This is a genomic window from Corallococcus exercitus (assembly GCF_003611585.1).
Taxonomy (GTDB): Bacteria; Myxococcota; Myxococcia; order Myxococcales; family Myxococcaceae; genus Corallococcus; species Corallococcus exercitus.
On sequence record NZ_RAVW01000003.1, the window covers coordinates 22949 to 37994 of the forward strand.

Annotated in this window: 14 protein-coding genes and 1 pseudogene; 5 read left to right on the forward strand and 10 right to left on the reverse strand. The window is 70.1% G+C overall.

Going from position 1 to position 15046, the window contains the following annotated elements; translation table 11 throughout:
- Nucleotides 1-91 precede the first annotated feature (91 nt).
- Nucleotides 92-577, forward strand: a complete 486-nt coding sequence (locus tag D7W79_RS00655; protein WP_120523372.1) for a VOC family protein — start codon at nucleotides 92-94, stop codon at nucleotides 575-577.
- A gap of 13 nt (nucleotides 578-590) precedes the next feature.
- On the opposite strand, the gene D7W79_RS00660 is transcribed toward D7W79_RS00655, so the two are convergent.
- The 3 genes from D7W79_RS00660 to D7W79_RS00670 all read right to left on the reverse strand — a co-directional run bounded on the left by D7W79_RS00660 (nucleotide 591) and on the right by D7W79_RS00670 (nucleotide 2832).
- On the reverse strand, nucleotides 591-1127 hold the full coding sequence (locus D7W79_RS00660) for a hypothetical protein (protein ID WP_120523373.1): 537 nt from the start codon (nucleotides 1125-1127) through the stop codon (nucleotides 591-593).
- Nucleotides 1128-1155: 28 nt separating this feature from the next.
- Complete coding sequence (locus D7W79_RS00665; RefSeq protein WP_147441746.1) at nucleotides 1156-1536, reverse strand: hypothetical protein; 381 nt, start codon at nucleotides 1534-1536, stop codon at nucleotides 1156-1158.
- 99 nt (nucleotides 1537-1635) lie between these two features.
- Nucleotides 1636-2832: an FAD-dependent oxidoreductase gene (locus D7W79_RS00670; RefSeq protein ID WP_120523375.1), complete on the reverse strand. Its 1197-nt coding sequence runs from the start codon at nucleotides 2830-2832 to the stop codon at nucleotides 1636-1638.
- Nucleotides 2833-2964: 132 nt separating this feature from the next.
- Between D7W79_RS00670 and D7W79_RS00675 the strand changes: the two genes are divergently transcribed.
- Entirely contained in the window at nucleotides 2965-3894 is a 930-nt protein-coding gene (locus D7W79_RS00675) for a TetR/AcrR family transcriptional regulator C-terminal domain-containing protein (RefSeq protein WP_120523376.1), read from the forward strand.
- Between the two features lie 9 nt (nucleotides 3895-3903).
- On the opposite strand, the gene D7W79_RS00680 is transcribed toward D7W79_RS00675, so the two are convergent.
- From D7W79_RS00680 to D7W79_RS45605, 4 genes and pseudogenes are all read right to left on the reverse strand, one after another.
- Nucleotides 3904-4431, reverse strand: a complete 528-nt coding sequence (locus D7W79_RS00680) for a YkgJ family cysteine cluster protein (RefSeq protein ID WP_120523377.1) — start codon at nucleotides 4429-4431, stop codon at nucleotides 3904-3906.
- An 87-nt stretch (nucleotides 4432-4518) separates the two neighbouring features.
- A complete protein-coding gene (locus D7W79_RS44230) occupies nucleotides 4519-4803 on the reverse strand; it encodes a hypothetical protein (protein ID WP_167497654.1) in 285 nt (94 codons plus the stop codon).
- 197 nt (nucleotides 4804-5000) lie between these two features.
- Nucleotides 5001-5480, reverse strand: a pseudogene (locus tag D7W79_RS00685) (SDR family NAD(P)-dependent oxidoreductase); the annotation flags it as partial.
- A complete protein-coding gene (locus tag D7W79_RS45605; protein ID WP_276375027.1) occupies nucleotides 5459-5641 on the reverse strand; it encodes an SDR family NAD(P)-dependent oxidoreductase in 183 nt (60 codons plus the stop codon). The pseudogene D7W79_RS00685 and the gene D7W79_RS45605, both read right to left, overlap by 22 nt.
- 278 nt (nucleotides 5642-5919) lie before the next feature.
- Here D7W79_RS45605 and D7W79_RS43095 point away from each other — a divergent pair, with 278 nt between their 5' ends.
- Together D7W79_RS43095 and D7W79_RS00695 are read left to right on the forward strand one after the other, a co-directional pair.
- Entirely contained in the window at nucleotides 5920-6930 is a 1011-nt protein-coding gene (locus D7W79_RS43095) for a hypothetical protein (protein ID WP_147441747.1), read from the forward strand.
- A gap of 59 nt (nucleotides 6931-6989) precedes the next feature.
- On the forward strand, nucleotides 6990-9539 hold the full coding sequence (locus D7W79_RS00695; RefSeq protein ID WP_120523379.1) for a hypothetical protein: 2550 nt from the start codon (nucleotides 6990-6992) through the stop codon (nucleotides 9537-9539).
- Nucleotides 9540-9572: 33 nt separating this feature from the next.
- Here the strand turns inward: D7W79_RS00695 and D7W79_RS00700 are convergent, their stop codons facing one another.
- Complete coding sequence (locus D7W79_RS00700) at nucleotides 9573-10337, reverse strand: glucose 1-dehydrogenase (protein ID WP_120523380.1); 765 nt, start codon at nucleotides 10335-10337, stop codon at nucleotides 9573-9575.
- A 33-nt stretch (nucleotides 10338-10370) separates the two neighbouring features.
- Nucleotides 10371-11357: a zinc-dependent alcohol dehydrogenase family protein gene (locus D7W79_RS00705; RefSeq protein ID WP_120523381.1), complete on the reverse strand. Its 987-nt coding sequence runs from the start codon at nucleotides 11355-11357 to the stop codon at nucleotides 10371-10373.
- Nucleotides 11358-11638: 281 nt separating this feature from the next.
- Here D7W79_RS00705 and D7W79_RS00710 point away from each other — a divergent pair, with 281 nt between their 5' ends.
- On the forward strand, nucleotides 11639-12715 hold the full coding sequence (locus tag D7W79_RS00710) for a lysylphosphatidylglycerol synthase domain-containing protein (protein WP_208729604.1): 1077 nt from the start codon (nucleotides 11639-11641) through the stop codon (nucleotides 12713-12715).
- 7 nt (nucleotides 12716-12722) lie between these two features.
- Here the strand turns inward: D7W79_RS00710 and D7W79_RS00715 are convergent, their stop codons facing one another.
- A complete protein-coding gene (locus D7W79_RS00715) occupies nucleotides 12723-14900 on the reverse strand; it encodes a molybdopterin oxidoreductase family protein (RefSeq protein WP_120523382.1) in 2178 nt (725 codons plus the stop codon).
- Between the last annotated feature and the right edge of the window lie 146 nt (nucleotides 14901-15046).

Genomic DNA, 15046 nt, shown 5'->3' on the forward strand with positions numbered 1-15046 from the left:
GTTCGCAGGGCTGACGGCAGGGAGGGCGGTCCGGCTTCATGGTACTGACCCACGGTGGCGCCACGTCCACCGTAGCTCCAGGAGGAATTCCATGGCCGTTCCCCAGAAGATCGTCACCTGCCTGTGGTGCAACTTCAACGCGGAGGAGGCCGTTGCCCTCTACACGTCTGTCTTCAAGGACTCGAAGGTCCTGAACGTCACCCGCTACACGGACGTGGGCCCCGCGCCCAAGGGCACGGTGCTGACCATCGAATTCCAGCTCGCGGGGCAGCGCTTCATCGCGCTCAACGGTGGCCCCGGCGTTCCCTTCACGGATGCCGTGTCGCTGAGCGTGGACTGCGAGACGCAGGAGGAGCTGGATGAGCTGTGGGACAAGCTCATCGCGGGCGGAGGGAGGCCGGTGCAGTGTGGCTGGCTCAAGGACCGCTTCGGGCTGTCCTGGCAGATCGTCCCCACCTACATGCAGCAGGTGCTGACGGGCCCGGACGAGGCGAAGCGGGACCGCGTCATGCGGGCGATGATGAAGATGGTGAAGCTGGACATCGTCGAGCTGAAGCGAGCGGCGGAGGGGCGGTAGCCGCCGCTTCCAGCTAGAAGAGCGGGCCGCGCGTCTCCACCTTCAGCTGGCCCTCGTTGATGGCCACGCTGAGCCGGCGCAGGAGGTCCACCTGCTGCTGGGGCGTGAGCGAGGGCACGGACGCCGCCAGCTCACGCGCCTGGGCATCCCCCCACCTGCGGGCGGAGAGGGCCCGGTCCACCATCTCGTTGCCGCGGGCCCAGGCCGCGGCGTTCCGCGCGTCGGGGACGGCCGGCTCCCGCGCATCCGTGGCGTCCTCCCGGGGAACAGGGGTGGAGGCCTGGGCCTGTATTACGCGGGTGACGGCCTGCTCGATGCGCGCGTCCAGGTCCAGGGGCAGCGCGGGCACAGGGGCGGGCGCGCCGGACAGTGCCACGGCAGGACCCTGGCGCTGCGCGAGCAGCTGGTTGAGGCGCCCCTCCATCCGCTCCAGTCGGACCTCCAGGTCCTGTGCGCTGGCGGAGGCGCGCTGACCCTGCACGAAGAGGGCAAGCCCCGCGCCGAAGAACATCAGGTTGAGCACGACGAGCGTGCGACTGAATGAAGTCATGGCGCGGGTTGCCTTCAACGCAGGAGGTTCAGGGCTGCTTGGGCTCGTGGTTGGAGCCGGTGCCCACCAGGATGCTCGTGCAGTTTCCCGTGCTGTCGTAGGTGACTTGCACGTACGAATCCGAGTTCACCGAACGGATCACCGCGAGCAGGTTGGCATTGGTGGTGAGGCAGCTTACGGACACGCCGGATGCGTTCGTCGCAATGCAAGACCCATAACCCGCCGAGCTGGAAGAGCAGTACAGGCTCTGCGTGGTATCCGAGCTGTTGCGGACCGACCCCATGCTCCCGCTGAAGGCTCGGTTCACGTTATCCACATAGATGGGCTGGCTGCTCTTGGCCCCGGCGAAGCTGGCGGTGGAAAGACCCATCGCGACACACAGACCCCACATCGTTCCCGTCTTTTTCATGCGGATTCCTACTGAGGGTGAATGGCTGTCCCTGGGCGCTCCGGCATGTCCAGGTGTCTGCAATGCTATGTCACGATTTCCAGTTGATCCAGTTTTGCTTTACTTGCTTGTTTTGGGGTTGGAATATTCCGGAAGCGCGAAACCGGTGGCCGCGTGGGTGACAAGCTTCTCGAACACGCGCTCCAGCGGCTTCGTGGTGAGCAGTCCATAGATGTGATTGCGCAGGAACAGGCCGGCCCGCGTGCGGGGCGCGAAGAATCCGCCCACGTGGCTCGCGCCGCCCTGGCACTTCAGCGCATACGGCCGCAGCCGGGCCTCGAAGCGCGCGAAGGCCTGGGCGTGCGCGTCCGGGCTGGCGAGCAACTCCCCCGCGAGCACGTACGCGCCCACCATCGCCATGGGCGTGCCCTGTCCTCCGAGCGTGCCGCCCCATGCCGCGTCTCCCAGCAGGACCACGCGGCCGTGTGAGTATCGAGGGAGCCGCACGGAGCTGATGGCGTCGAAGTAGAGGTCCTCCGCCCCGTGCAGCGCCTCCACCAGCTGCGCCGTCCTCCAGCCCGCGCCCGCGAAGGCGGCCGACACCGCTTCGCGCGCCAGGTCCTGGGAGCGCTCCTGGGGCCCGAGGGGCGCGCCGGTGAACACGAACATCGCGCGGGTTTCGTCCTCGGCGCGGGCGCTGGTGACGCACACCCCACGGCCGGGCTCGCTGTAGATGACGCCTCGCTGCCGCAGGCCGAGCACATTGGGCAGCGTGCAGCCCACGACGCGAAAGCCGTGGTGCTTCAGGTGGCCGTCATCCCGACCAAAGACGCGCGAGCGCACGTTCGAGCGCAGGCCATCCGCGCCCACCACCAGGTCGAACCGCTGGGGGGCGTGTTGCTCGAACGCGACCTCCACACCCTCGGGCGTTTCGTGAAGCGCGGTGGGGCTGTCCCCGAAGCGGTACTCCACCTGGTCGCGGGTGCGCTCGAAAAGCAATTGGCAGAGGTCGCCGCGCTGGAGTTCCACGTCCCCGCTCATCATCAGCGCGGGCAGCTCGGTCACCGTCCGGCCCGTGGCGTCGATGAGGGCCTGCGCCCCCAGCCGGGTGCGCCGTTCGTGGATGGCCTCCCAGAGGCCCATGCGCTCCAGCACGGTGCGGTGCACGGGCCCCCGGAAGTCGACGGCCTGCCCGCCGGTGCGCAGCGCGCGGGCGCGTTCGACGACGGTGACGCGCCAGCCCCTCCGGGAGAGCCACCATGCGAGTGACGGGCCTGCGATTCCTGCTCCAGCGATGAGGACATGTGGTCGGGTCATGATGCGTACGCTGTACGCAGGCGCCGTCCTCCACAACGGGACCGCCGAGGAGGCCTCCGGGTGTGCTAGCTCAGGCGGAACGACCGGGGCAATGGCTGCGCCCAGGCGCAAGCTGTACTAGTACAAGGCCCCATGGCCATCGCTCCGTACCAGCGCATCGTCGACGACGTGAAGCGGCAGCTGCGCACCGGGGCGTTGCGGCCGGGAGACAGGCTGCCCTCCACGCGGGAGCTGGCCCGGCAGTGGAAGGTCGCGCTCGCGACGGCGGCGCATGCCCTGCGGACCCTGGCGCAGGAGGGCGTGGTGAAGGCCGTGCCGCGCGTCGGGACGGTCGTCGCGGGGGGCCCGTCCCGGTCCGGCGCCACGCGGGGCTCGGCGGACCTGACGCGCGAGCGCATCGTGCGCGCGGCCATCGCCGTGGCGGATGATGAGGGATTGCCCGCGCTGTCCATTCGCGGGGTCGCGGCGAAGCTCGGCCTGCCGGTGATGTCGCTCTACCGCCACGTGGCCAGCAAGGACGTACTGCTCTTCATGATGGCGGAGATCGCCTTCGCGGAGGAGCCGTTGCCGGCGAAGCCTCCGGCCGGGTGGCGCGCGCAGCTGGAGCTGGCCGCGAGGCTGGAGTGGCGCGTCTTCAAACGCCATCCCTGGCTCGCGCGCGTGGTGAACATCACGCGGCCCCAACCGCAGGAGAACGCGCTCGCGTTCGCGAACTGGGTCCTGCGGGCGCTGGAGGAGACGCGGCTCCCGGCGCAGGAGGCGATGCGCGTCCACGTGCTGCTCCACACGTTCGTGCAGGGCGTCGCGGTCAACCTCGAGTCCGAGGCCGACGCCGTCGCGCAGACCGGCATGAACGACGAGGAGTTCATGCAGCGCAACCTGGACACCTTCCTGAGGGTCGCGACGTCGGGGCGCTTTCCGCACATGGAGAGGGTACTGGCCGGCCTGCGTCCGGGGTTCGACCTCGACTTCGATGAGCTGTTCGAGATGGGCCTGCGCGTGTGGCTCGACGGACTGGAGGCGCGGCTCGTGAGGCGGCCCGGTCCGTCGAAGCCGCGCTGAGCCAGCGGCTCACGGCTCCTGGCGCTGCCTTTGCGCGAACCACTCGGAGAGCGGACGCGTGGGGCCGCTCAGCCGCGCCAGCGCATCCTCCAGGGCGTCCTGGTTGGCCCAGACGATGTCCGCGTCACCGTGCTTTCCCACCAGGTCCAGGATGAAGTGGCAGAAGAGGCCGCCGTCGCGCGCGGCGGCGAAGCCATACGAGCGGCACGCCAGCGGCCGGTGCGCATAGACGCGGCACGCGCCCGTCTCCTGGTCCAGCAGCGGGCAGGTGTACGGGCGGGTCTCCTGCCGGGCCAGCGCGTCGACGCGGGCGTGGAGCTCCTCCTGGGCCTCGGCGGAGAGCTGCTGGAGTCCTTCCTCCAGGTAGCGCCACTCCAGCTCCGTGAGCGGAAGCGGCGCGGCCAGGTGGCGGCAGCAGTGGTCGCACCCTCGGCGGCAGGGCCACCAATCATGGGTGCCGGAGATATCTGCCGCGCGTGCCTCCACGCGCTGGTACACGGCCTCCAGCGCGCGACGCGCTTCCTCTGGCGTGCTCATCGAAGGCCTTGTCTTACCGCGCTCCGGGCACTGGCGCATCGCCCGGGTCGCGCGCGTTTCCACGGAGGAGCGTGCGCGCCGCGGCGCTCAGTGGATGCGCTTGGAGGCGGCGCGTCCGGTGGTCGTCCGGGCCTTCCCGGCGGGCTTGCCCTTGGCGAGGGTGCCCGTCGCGCCCTTCTTCGGCGCGGCGGCCTTCCGGGCCTGCCGTGCCGGCGAGGCCGACGTCTTCGCGCTCTTCGTGGTGGCCTTTGCCTTCTTCTGCTGCGCGACCTTCTGGGTGTCCTCGTCGTTGCCGAGGCGCGGTCCCGACCCCTGCACGCCCAGCATCGGTTGCTGTTGATGGAACGGATGTTCGCTGTAGCTGCGGCCCATGTCTGGTCTCCCGAGAAGCTCTCTGGCCAACATGAAGGCGCCCCTCGTCCCTGTGGAGTAGGACGTTCGTCCAGGTCGGACGCCCGCCCACTCCGCATCCGGAGGTGCTTGCGACGCGGGAGGGCCCAGGCCCCGGCGGTCCAACCCCCGTCGATGTCGATGACCTGCCCGGTGGCGTGCGCGCACGTCGCGAGGAAATACGCCGCGTCCGCCATGTCGCGCACGGTGCCCGGCTTCTTGAGCGGGACCTTGCTCACGAGCGCGTCCAGCAACGCGCCCACCTGCTCCGGAGGGACGCCCCAGTCGATGGCCGTGTCGCGCGTCAGGCCCGGGGACAGCACGTAGACGCGGATGCCCCGGGGCGCGAACTCCACGGACAGCGAGCGGCCCATGGCGTTGACCGCGCCGCACAGGCCCGCGCCGCCCGAGTAGTTCACCAGGGCGGTGTGGCCCGCGATGCCGGAGCACAGGAGGATGGCGCTGCCCGGGGCCATCTTCGGCACCGCGTGGTGGCAGGCGGAGAGCTGGCCGAAGAAGCGGTCGTTGAAGAGGGACCGCCATGACTGCGAGGGCACGCTCTCCACCGCGCCGAACACGGCCCCGCCCGCGCACGTCACCAGCAGGTCCACGCGAGGCACGGAGTCGATGAGCCGCTTCACCTGCGCGTCGTCGCCCACGTCCGTGACGACGCCCGGGCGCCCCGGCCAATCCTCGCCGCCGCGTCCTCCAGGCGCTGCTGGCGGCGCCCGGCGATGGCCACCTCCGCGCCCTCGCTGGCGAAGCGTTCCGCGATGGCGAAGCCAATGCCCGTCCCACCACCCGTCACGATCGCGATCACTTGCCCTTCATTCCACGCCAACGCTTGGTGCCAGGCACAGTCCGACCGAGATGACCTGGTGGGGAGCACTCGGCATCCCGGAGCATCCACGGGTACTTCGACGCAGTGCGGACCGCCCGGAGGCGCTGAAGCAGGGGCGCGCGAGCAAGGTCTCCTTGTTCGCAAATGCTCTGGAAGCGTGTGAGGTGTCCAACCGTTGGAGGTCTTCTACCTGACTATGGGCTCTTTCAGGATTGGACTCGTGCTATGCTTTCCCAAGGTCTTGATGTGGAGGTTCCATGGCTTCCATTGGGAACACGCCGCGCCTTGCTTCTCAGCCGCCAGCGGTGACGCAGGGAGGGCGCAGCTCCCAAGCGCAGGCCAATGGAGCGAAGCAGGAGAACGCCTTTCTTGGCTCCATCCAGAAGATGCTTTCAAAAGCAGCCTCGCTGGACCCCCGGACTCGGGTGCCCAACTCTCCTGAGTTGATCCGGTCCGAAGTGGGCAAGGCCAGGCTCGATGGAAAGGTCACCGTTCAAGAGGCCAAGCAACTTCAAGGCGTGGTCGCCAAGAACAGCACGACGCCAACTGAACGCAAGGTGCTGAAGGAGCAACTTGATCGCTACTCCTCAAGCTTTGAGCCGGCGGCCAAGAAGAATCTTGAGCGCTTCTTGCGTGACACGGAGCCGGCTGATCGCTCGGGTGTTTCCTATTCGGGGGGCGTCAGGATCAGCGCTCGAGGAGTCCGTCAGAGCGCGATTGATGAGGCGAATCGATTGACACGGGAGATGACCAAGGCCCGCCCTGATATCGCGCAGCGGCTGAAGGCGTCAGGGCACGTTCTGGTCATTGTTCCCGAAAAATTGAAGTTGACTGATATGCCAGGGTTTCAGTCGCTTCGCGGTCAGACTTCAATTGATGGCAGACCCTATGATGGCATGCGCGGTGTTTCGACCATGTCCCACACTGCTGTTGCCGAAGAGAATTTGTCCGAGCTGAGTACGGATAAATATGGCGGCGATTTCAGTACGGGCGTCCACGAGTTCGCGCACGCGATTCATCATTGCGGTGTTGGTGCGCAGGAGCGTCAAGCCATTCAAAAGGCGTATGAGGCGCAGAAGGCACGAGGCGGCCTGTTCACCGACGCGCATGCCCGAAAGAACGTGGACGAGTATTTCGGGCAGCTCACCAATGCCTATTTCGGCCGCAACCAGCCGCAGAGCCAGAGTGGTGCCCAATGGGTCCAGAAGAATGACCCCCAGGCATATGCGCTGCTTCGGCAAATCTACGGTCCGCCCCGGCAGCTCTAGCTCCGCTTCACTGTAGGACTGGGATGCACCGGTGTCCTGGACCGGGGTAGACACAGGGCATGTCCGCCCTGCTCGACAGCGGCGTGCGCCAGGGCGCAGAAGTGCGCTGCCCCGGATGCATCCGCTTCATCCCTCCCGACACCGCGTGCCCGCACTGCCTCTGTGGTGCCATCCCTCCGGAGCGCTATGGCTCCGCGCGGGCCCTGCTGAAGTCCGGGGTGGATCGCTTCGCCCTGGCGGCCCGCACCGCCGCGCTGGAGCCCGGGCAGGTGGCGGTGCTGGAGGCGCGCTACGCACGGCAGTGGGGCGCGGTGCTGCGCCTCGCCGAGGACGCGCGGCGCATCGAGTCCCACCTCGTGCAGCGCGGCTTCACGCGGGAGCTGGAGGACGCGTGGGCGCTGATATTGCCCATCGAGGAGTCGGCCCTGGAGGAGATGCTTGCGCCCTTCAGCCCCATGCCGGACTCGCTGGAGTGGCTGGCGGACAAGTCCCCGGATCCGACCCTGCGCCTCCTGGCCGCGTTCGCATGCGTGCACCAGGGCAACGGGTCACGGGAGGCCCGCTTCGCCGTGAGCAACCAACTGCTGCACGGAGAGGGACGCGTGGCGGTGGAGGCCATGCTCGCGATGACGCGCTGGCGCAACGGCCTCCCCCCGCGCCTGAGCCCCGAGGAGCGCGAGCGGATCCGCAACCTCGCCCTGGGCGTGCTCGACGTGCCGGAGCTGTCCTCGCGCGCCGCCGTCGCCTGGTCGCGGGTGTCGCGGGAGGTGACGCCAGAGCGCGTCACCGCCGCGCTGCACCGGGGCCTGTATGGCGAGGACGCCGACGTCCGCTTCGAGTGCGCCCTGTGCCTTCACGACGAGATGGAGGTCGCCCAGGCGCTGGACTCCGCTGATGCGGAGGTCGCTCGCTTCGCGCGGCGCATCCTGAGCCAGTGGGGCTCGCGCCGGCTGCTCGCGCGGCTGCGGCAGGACGGCGACGCCGCCTTCGCCAGGGAGGTCCTGCGCGAGCTCCCCTCGCCTCCGCCAGAGGGCGCGCTGGACGCGCTGCTCACCGTGTCCCTGCGGACGGTAGGGTCGCTGGCGGCGGAGCTGTTGTCCTTCGCGAAGCAGCGCCCCTTCCGCGCCTGGGGCGTGGAGGGCCAGCAGCAGTGGGCCCGCTGGGCGCGCTCGGTGTTGCGCGACCTGCCCGCGGAGACCGCGCTCGACTTCTTCGAGTGGGCCGCCACGCCTCCGAGGGACGACCCCGAGGCCCCGGAAGAGGAGGAGGCCGAGGCGATGTGGGCCTTCCTGGAGGAGACGGTTCACGCCATCGACCGGGGGACGACGAAGGACCGCATCGCGTGCTTCGGTGACTCCGCGTTCGCGCGACTCCTCCTCCAATCCGGGGTGGACGAACAGCGGCGGCTGAACGACTGGGCCCGCGACACGTCCAGCGGCGAGGCCCTGCTGGAGGCGTTGATCCAGTTCCCCTCGCGGGCCCGGAGCATGGGCCTGGTCCCAGACCTCCACATCGAGGAGAAGCACCCCGACCCGGGTCACCCCGGCCGGCTGTTGATGGCCGTCTGGGAGGGACCGGGCCAGCACCTCCTGGTGACGCCGCTGTCGCGCGTGGTTCGCTCGTGGAGCGCCCTCTCCGGCCGGGAGGTGCTCGTCGAAGCCGTCTGGCGGCGCTTCCAGTCCCACCCCGCGGAGCGCGGCGCCCTGCTCACCGCCTTCGCCGGCTGGCGCGACCGCCTCTGGGAGCACCAGTGCGAGGTGGAGCCGGATGCCCTCGTGCGCTTCCAGTCCTGGTGGCGCGTGGACCCCGAGGGGCTCTTCCAGCAGACGTCACGGCTGCTGGACGACGTGCCGGTGGACGTGCTGCCACGCAGGCTGCGTGCCCTCTGGGACGCGGCGGAGGAGCGGGTGGGCACGCGCCCGCGCACCGCGTCCCTCTCCGTGTCGAAGGGCGCCATGGCGCTGCGCAACGGGCTGGAGTCCCGCGACGCGGCCGTCCTCCCGGCGCTGGACGCGGAGCTGGACCACTTTGAAGCGTGGCTGCCTGCGTTCGAGCAGCGCGTGCGCTCCACGCCGTCGCCGCCGGAGGAGTCGAACATCCACCGCGACTTCCTGGACGACACGCACACCGCGCTGCGGATGATGCGGGAGCGCCGCGAGCGCAGGCGTGAGAGCGAGGAGCGCGAGCGCCAGCGTGAAATCGACCGCCAGGTGGCCGAGTCCCGCCGCCGCGACCAGGAGCGCCGCGCCGAGGTTGCCCGCCGCGAGGCTGAAGCGCGCGAGGCCGCGCAGGCCGTGGAGCGCGAGCAGCAGGAGCTGAGCGCCCGCGTGCAAGCCCAGTTGATGCTGTCCACGCTCCAGCCTCGCGTTCCGCCCAAGCCCGTGGACCGCGAGGTGCTCTTCCCTGAGACGGCCTTCCCCACGCTGGTGGACTACGCGCGGATGATCAAGGCGATGCAGCGGGGCGGGGACGTGATGAAGCTCTTCGAAACGCTGGGGCTCACGCCCGCCACCTGGGCCGCGCAGGCGACCGCCTGGGGACAGGCGATGGTGGGCCGCATGGAGCTGGGGATGCGCTTCGGGGAGCTGCTCGGGGCGCCCTGGGAATGACGTCCCCGGGCGCCGCCGTGTGGGCCTGACGCGCTACTGCGCGGTGGCGCCGCCGTCGAGGACCATCTCCGCGCCGGTCATCAGCTTGGACTCGTCCGACGCCAGGTACACCACGGCGTTGGCCACGTCGTCCGGCTCACCGAAGCGGCCCGCGGGGATGCCCTTGAGCATGCGCGCGCGCGTCTTGTCCGCCTGACCGCCGGCCTGGGCCAGCGCCTCCACCATGGCCGTCTCCACATAGCCGGGGTGGATGGAGTTGCAGCGGATGCCGTAGCCCTTGTACGCGCAGTGCAGCGCCACGGACTTGGACAGCATGCGCACGCCGGCCTTGCTGGAGCAGTACGCGGGGAACTGCGGCACGCCCACGAGCCCCGCGATGGAGGAGATGTTGATGATGGATCCCTGGGACTTGGACTCCCGCATCACGCGGATGCCGTGCTTGCAGCCCAGGAAGACGCCGTCCAGGTTGACCGAGTGCACGAGCTTCCACTCATCCAGGGTCATCTCCTCGATGTCCTTCACGATGCCCATGCCCGCGTTGTTCACGAGCACGTCCAGCCGCCCGAACTTCTCCACCGTGCGCGCCAGCGCGCTCACCCACTGGTCCTCGCGGGTGACGTCCAGCGGGACGAACAGCCCGGACTCGCCCAGCTCCTCCGCCACCGCGCGGGCTTCGGCCTCGCGCCGGTCGGTGACCACCACCTTCGCGCCCTCGCGCGCGAGCATCCTCGCGGACGCGGCGCCCAGGCCTCCCGCGCCGCCGGTCACCAGGGCCACCTTGCCTTCGACTCGCTTCATGGTCGTCGTTCCTTCACGTGAGCGGCGGGTGCTTCACGCCGCGGGGTTGGGGGTGAGCAGGATCTTCCCGTTGCGGCCCGGCTCCAGCGCGCGCTTCACCGCGTCCTGGATGCGCTCCAGCGGATAGGTGCCGTCCACGGGCGCCTGCAGCGTGCCCACCGCCATCAGCTCCGCCAGCCGCGCGAGCGTGGCGTTCTGCTCCTCGCGCGGGGCATCGCGCAGCCAGCGCGTCAGCCAGAAGCCGCGCAGGGTGACGTCCTTGAAGATGGAGGCCGCCGCGGACAGCTGGGGCCCCTTGCCGCTCATGGCGCCGTAGTTCACCAGCACGCTGCCCGTCGTCAGACAGTCGCCCACCCTGCGGGAGGAGTCGCCGCCTACCGCGTCGATGCCCAGCCGCACCTTCGCGCCGCCCGTGGCCGCGCGCACCTGCTTGGGCAGCTCGTCCGTGTCCAGCAGCACCACGTCCGCGCCCTGGGCCTTGAGCTGGTCGGCCAGCTCCTGGCGGCGCACGACGTTGATGGTCTTCAGGCCCATCACCTGCGCCAGCGTGATGAGGTAGCGGCCCACCGCGGAGTTGGCGGCGTTCTGCACCACCCACTCGCCGGGCTGGAGCGTCACGAACTGGCGCAGCATCAGGTAGGCGGTGGGCGGGTTGATGAGCAGCATGCTCGCCTGGAGCAGGTCCAGGCCCGGCGGCACGGGCAACAGCTGCGCGGCGGGCGCGGTGAGGTGCGTGCGCCAGGTGCCCGCGCCCAGCGGCAGGAACACGAGGTCGCCCACGGCTACCGCGTCGGAGCCGGCCACCTCCACCACGCGGCCCACGCCCTCGTTGCCGGGCGTGGCGGGCAGCTTGGGCAGCACGCCGTACTCGCCGGAGAGGGTGAGCAGGTCCGAGGGGTTGATGGGCGTGGCGAGCACGGCCAGCCGCGCCTCGCCGGGCTTCAGCGGCACAGGCGGCTCCTCCACCACCTGGACGACGTCGGAGGGCGGCCCGAAGGCCGAGAAGCGCACTGCTTTCATGGCATTGCTCCCGCGCTGTGAAGGCGGCGCCACCCTAACCGCCTTCGGCGCTGCTGCCGAGCGTGCGCTGTCGCTGCACGCACGGTGTGCATCCGCGAGTGGATGGATCCACCCGGCCTGCCTTCCCACCCCGAGAGCGCGGCGCTCTGTCCACCTGCTGACGCGAGAGGAAGGAGGCTAACGACCGTCGACGATCGGGCCTCGCCATGAAGATGGGGGCTGCACAGGTTCTGAAATGGGCCCCTCGGTGGGGTGGGTGGGGACGGGCGAGGAGGGCGAGTGTGAGCAACGTGCACCGCGAAGTGGCCCTGGCCGGGCCGGGGGCCGTCGTCGGGGAGGGGCGTTCCGCCGCACCGTGCGTCTGGAGACGCCGGCTGCTGACGGTGCTCAAACCCGTGTTCGCGATGGGGGGCCTGGGCATGCTGGCCACCCTGGTGCACAAGGCCGGCGCCGGTGAGCTGAAGACCACGCTCGTGGACGCGCTGCCGCTGCTCCCCTGGGTGGTGTTCCTCGAAATGGGACGGCAGGCCTGCGACGCCACGGCGACGCGCCTGTCCTATGGCGCCCGCTCGGGGCAGGTGCCCCTGTCGGTGTTGGTGCGAGCGCAGCTGATTGGCACCGCGGTGTCGAGCATGGCGCCCGCGGGCCGGACGGCGGCTGAGGCGACGAAGGCGACGATGCTGACGCCCTACACCGGAGGCGCGGCGGCTGCTGCTGCGGCGGCCACGTCGCAGTCGGCGTCGCTGGGGGCTGGAGGGCTCATCTCCTTCCCGTGCGCGCTGGCGGCCTACGCGATGACGGGCTGGAGCGCGTTCACGGTGGCGATGCTGGTGCACGGCTTCGTGTTGCTGCTCGCGTCGTTGGGCGTGCGCGCGGCGCTCCGGGCGAAGCGGCTGGGCGCGTGGATGCGCGGGCGGTGCGGGAAGTGGGGCACGCACGCGGAGGCGTTCCAGGCGTCGGTATGCGCCGGAGGACTGTGTCCGTGGCGGCCGATGCTGGCGTTCCTGGGCAGCCGTGTGTTGCAGGTGATGCAGTACGCGGTGCTGGCGCACGCGGTGGGCATCGACGCGACGGTGGTGCAGGCGCTGTTCACGCAGGGGCTCTACCTGGTGGCGCTGGCGATGGGCTCGCTGGTGCCCGGCCAGGTGGGCGTGACGGACGGGATGTTCTCGCTGGCGGCGGGAGTGATGGGGACCACGGCCGCGAAGGCCATGTCCATCGCGCTGCTCGCGCACACGGTGCAGGCGGTGTTCGTGCTGGTGGGAGCCCTCACGCCGCTGGTGTGGCGTGCCAAGGCGAAGGTGACGGCCGCCGCCCCGGTGGTGCCGCCCGTGCTGCCCGCGCCGGTGTACCGCTGAAGGAAGCTCAGGCCGGGCGCACCTGGACCGGCGTTCCGCTGAACGCCGCGTTGCCGCTGACGACGTCCAGCGCCTGATCATCCGTGAGGTCGTTGATGCTGGCGCCCGCGTGCGCGCTGGCGACCTGCTGGCGGATGCCCGGACGCTGGTGGCCGTAGCCATGCGGCAGGCTGACGACGCCGGGCATCACGTCGGCGGTGACGGCGACGGGCACGGTGACCTCGCCCACGCGCGAGCGGATGGTGGCATTGGCGCCCTCGGCGAGGCCCAGGCGGGAGGCGTCGTCAGGGTGGATCATCAGCGTGCAGCGCGGGCGGCCCTTCACCAGCCCCGGCACGTTGTGCATCCAGGAGTTGTTGTCGCGCAGGTGCCGCCGGCCGATGAGCAGCAGCTCACCCTCGCGGGGCGCCGCGTCGTCCGGGAACGCGGCGCGCAGCCGGGCCACGTCCGCGACGAGCAGCTCCGGCGCCAGCTGGATGCGCTTGGAGCGGTTGCGCAGCCGGCCGGGCAGGCTGGGCTTCAACGGCCCCAGGTCAATGCCATGCGGCGCGGCGCGAAGCTTCGCGAGCGACAGGCCGTGCTTCTTGAGCGGATGGAAGCGCGAGCCATAGGGCCCCATGCGAAGGCCCAGGTCGAGGATGCGCTCGGGCCCCATGCGCTTGAGGGCCTGATGCTGGAGCATCGCGCGGACGCTCCGCCCCTTGCGCAGGGTCTCCAGCCGGTGCTGGAGCTCCAGGAGGATCTCCCAGTCCTGACGCGAGTCCGGTCCCGCGGGGAACACCGGCGGCGAATACTTCGCCGTATTGCGCACGGCGAGCACGTGGAAGACGAGGTCATAGTGCCCGCGCTCCAGCAGCGACGCGGGCGGCAGGATGTAGTGCGCGTGCCGGGTGGTCTCGTTGACGTACGGATCCACGCTCACCATGAAGTCGAGCTGGCCCAGCGCGGTGTCCAGCTGTGTGCCATTGGGCGTGGACAGCACGGGGTTGCCGGCCAGGGTGATGAGCGCGCGGATGCGGCCCTCGCCCGGCGTGAGGATCTCCTCCGCGAGCGCCGCGACAGGCAGCTCCCCGGAGGACTCCGGCAGACCGCGGACCCGGCTCTTCCAGCGGCCATGGCTGCCAGGGCCGACGCCGAACGCGCGGGGCCCGCCAATGAGGTCGAAGGCGGGCAGGGTGAAGAGGGCGCCGCCCTCCCGGTCCAGGTTGCCGGTGACGATGTTGAGGACGTTGATGAGCCATTGGCACAGCGAGCCGAACGGCTGCGTGGACACCCCGACGCGCCCGTAGCAGACGGCCCCGTCCGCGGCGAGGAAGTCCCGTGCAATCCCACGAAGCACGCCCGGCGCGATGCCCGTGTGCGGGGCCGTGCGCTCCGGAGGGAAGTCGCGGACGAGCGGCACCACGGTGTCCAACCCGTCCACGAACGCCGCGAGCCGTCCCATGCGGTGCGCGTCTCCCTCCAGGACGACGTGCAGCAGGGAGAACAGCGCGAGCGCGTCGGTGCCGGGCCGGATGAAGACGTGCTGGTCCGCGATGCCCGCCGTCTCCGTGCGGCGCGGGTCGATGACGACGACCTTGCCACCGCGCTCCTGGATGGCGCGCAGCCGGGCCCGCACGTCCGGTGTCGTCATCAGGCTGCCATTGGACGCGAGCGGGTTCGCGCCCAGGACGAGCATGTACCGCGTGCGGTCGATGTCCGGGATGGGCACCAGCAACTGGTGGCCGAACATGAGGTGGGCCGCGAGCTGGTGGGGGAGCTGGTCGACGGAGGTGGCGGAGAAGCGGTTGCGCGAGCGCAGCGCGCGAAGCAGCCCGGGCCCGAACATCATCGCGCCCAGGTTGTGGACGTTGGGGTTGCCCAGGTACGCGCCCACGCTGTTCGGCCCGTGCTCCTTCTGGAGGTCATGGAGCCGCTGGCTGATGTCGCGGAACGCGTCCTCCCAGGACACGCGCTCCCAGCCGGAAGCGGTGCGCTTCAGGGGATGGCGCAGCCGGTCCGGGTCCTCGTGCAGGTCACGCAGCGCCACGGCCTTGGGACAGATGTGGCCCCGGCTGAAGGGGTCCTCCGCGTCCCCCTTGATGGACGTGATGTGCCCGTCCGCCACTTCAATGCGCACGCCGCACATGGCCTCACAGAGATTGCAGGTGCGGAAGTGGACCTGGGGCGGGGCGGACGTGCTCATGGAGGAAGCCTACGCTGGCGCCTCGCGGTATGTGGGACCGTCAGGTGACAGACGGTCCAAATGCCCGTGAATCGGTCGTTCGCCTTGATGGCTCGTACCGGGGTACTTATCTCCTCACGATGGCGTCGCCCCCCGGAAGGCTCGAA

Bases quoted from the DNA above. Each gene is read 5' to 3' on its own strand.
- D7W79_RS00680 (WP_120523377.1), bottom strand. From the start codon at position 4,431: ATGAGCACGCCAGAGGAAGCGCGTCGCGCGCTGGAGGCCGTGTACCAG.
- D7W79_RS00695 (WP_120523379.1), top strand. From the start codon at position 6,990: ATGTCCGCCCTGCTCGACAGCGGCGTGCGCCAGGGCGCAGAAGTGCGC.
- D7W79_RS44230 (WP_167497654.1), bottom strand. From the start codon at position 4,803: ATGGGCCGCAGCTACAGCGAACATCCGTTCCATCAACAGCAACCGATG.
- D7W79_RS00665 (WP_147441746.1), bottom strand. From the start codon at position 1,536: ATGAAAAAGACGGGAACGATGTGGGGTCTGTGTGTCGCGATGGGTCTT.
- D7W79_RS00705 (WP_120523381.1), bottom strand. From the start codon at position 11,357: ATGAAAGCAGTGCGCTTCTCGGCCTTCGGGCCGCCCTCCGACGTCGTC.
- D7W79_RS43095 (WP_147441747.1), top strand. From the start codon at position 5,920: ATGGCTTCCATTGGGAACACGCCGCGCCTTGCTTCTCAGCCGCCAGCG.
- D7W79_RS00660 (WP_120523373.1), bottom strand. From the start codon at position 1,127: ATGACTTCATTCAGTCGCACGCTCGTCGTGCTCAACCTGATGTTCTTC.
- D7W79_RS00655 (WP_120523372.1), top strand. From the start codon at position 92: ATGGCCGTTCCCCAGAAGATCGTCACCTGCCTGTGGTGCAACTTCAAC.
- D7W79_RS00675 (WP_120523376.1), top strand. From the start codon at position 2,965: ATGGCCATCGCTCCGTACCAGCGCATCGTCGACGACGTGAAGCGGCAG.
- D7W79_RS00715 (WP_120523382.1), bottom strand. From the start codon at position 14,900: ATGAGCACGTCCGCCCCGCCCCAGGTCCACTTCCGCACCTGCAATCTC.
- D7W79_RS00670 (WP_120523375.1), bottom strand. From the start codon at position 2,832: ATGACCCGACCACATGTCCTCATCGCTGGAGCAGGAATCGCAGGCCCG.
- D7W79_RS00700 (WP_120523380.1), bottom strand. From the start codon at position 10,337: ATGAAGCGAGTCGAAGGCAAGGTGGCCCTGGTGACCGGCGGCGCGGGA.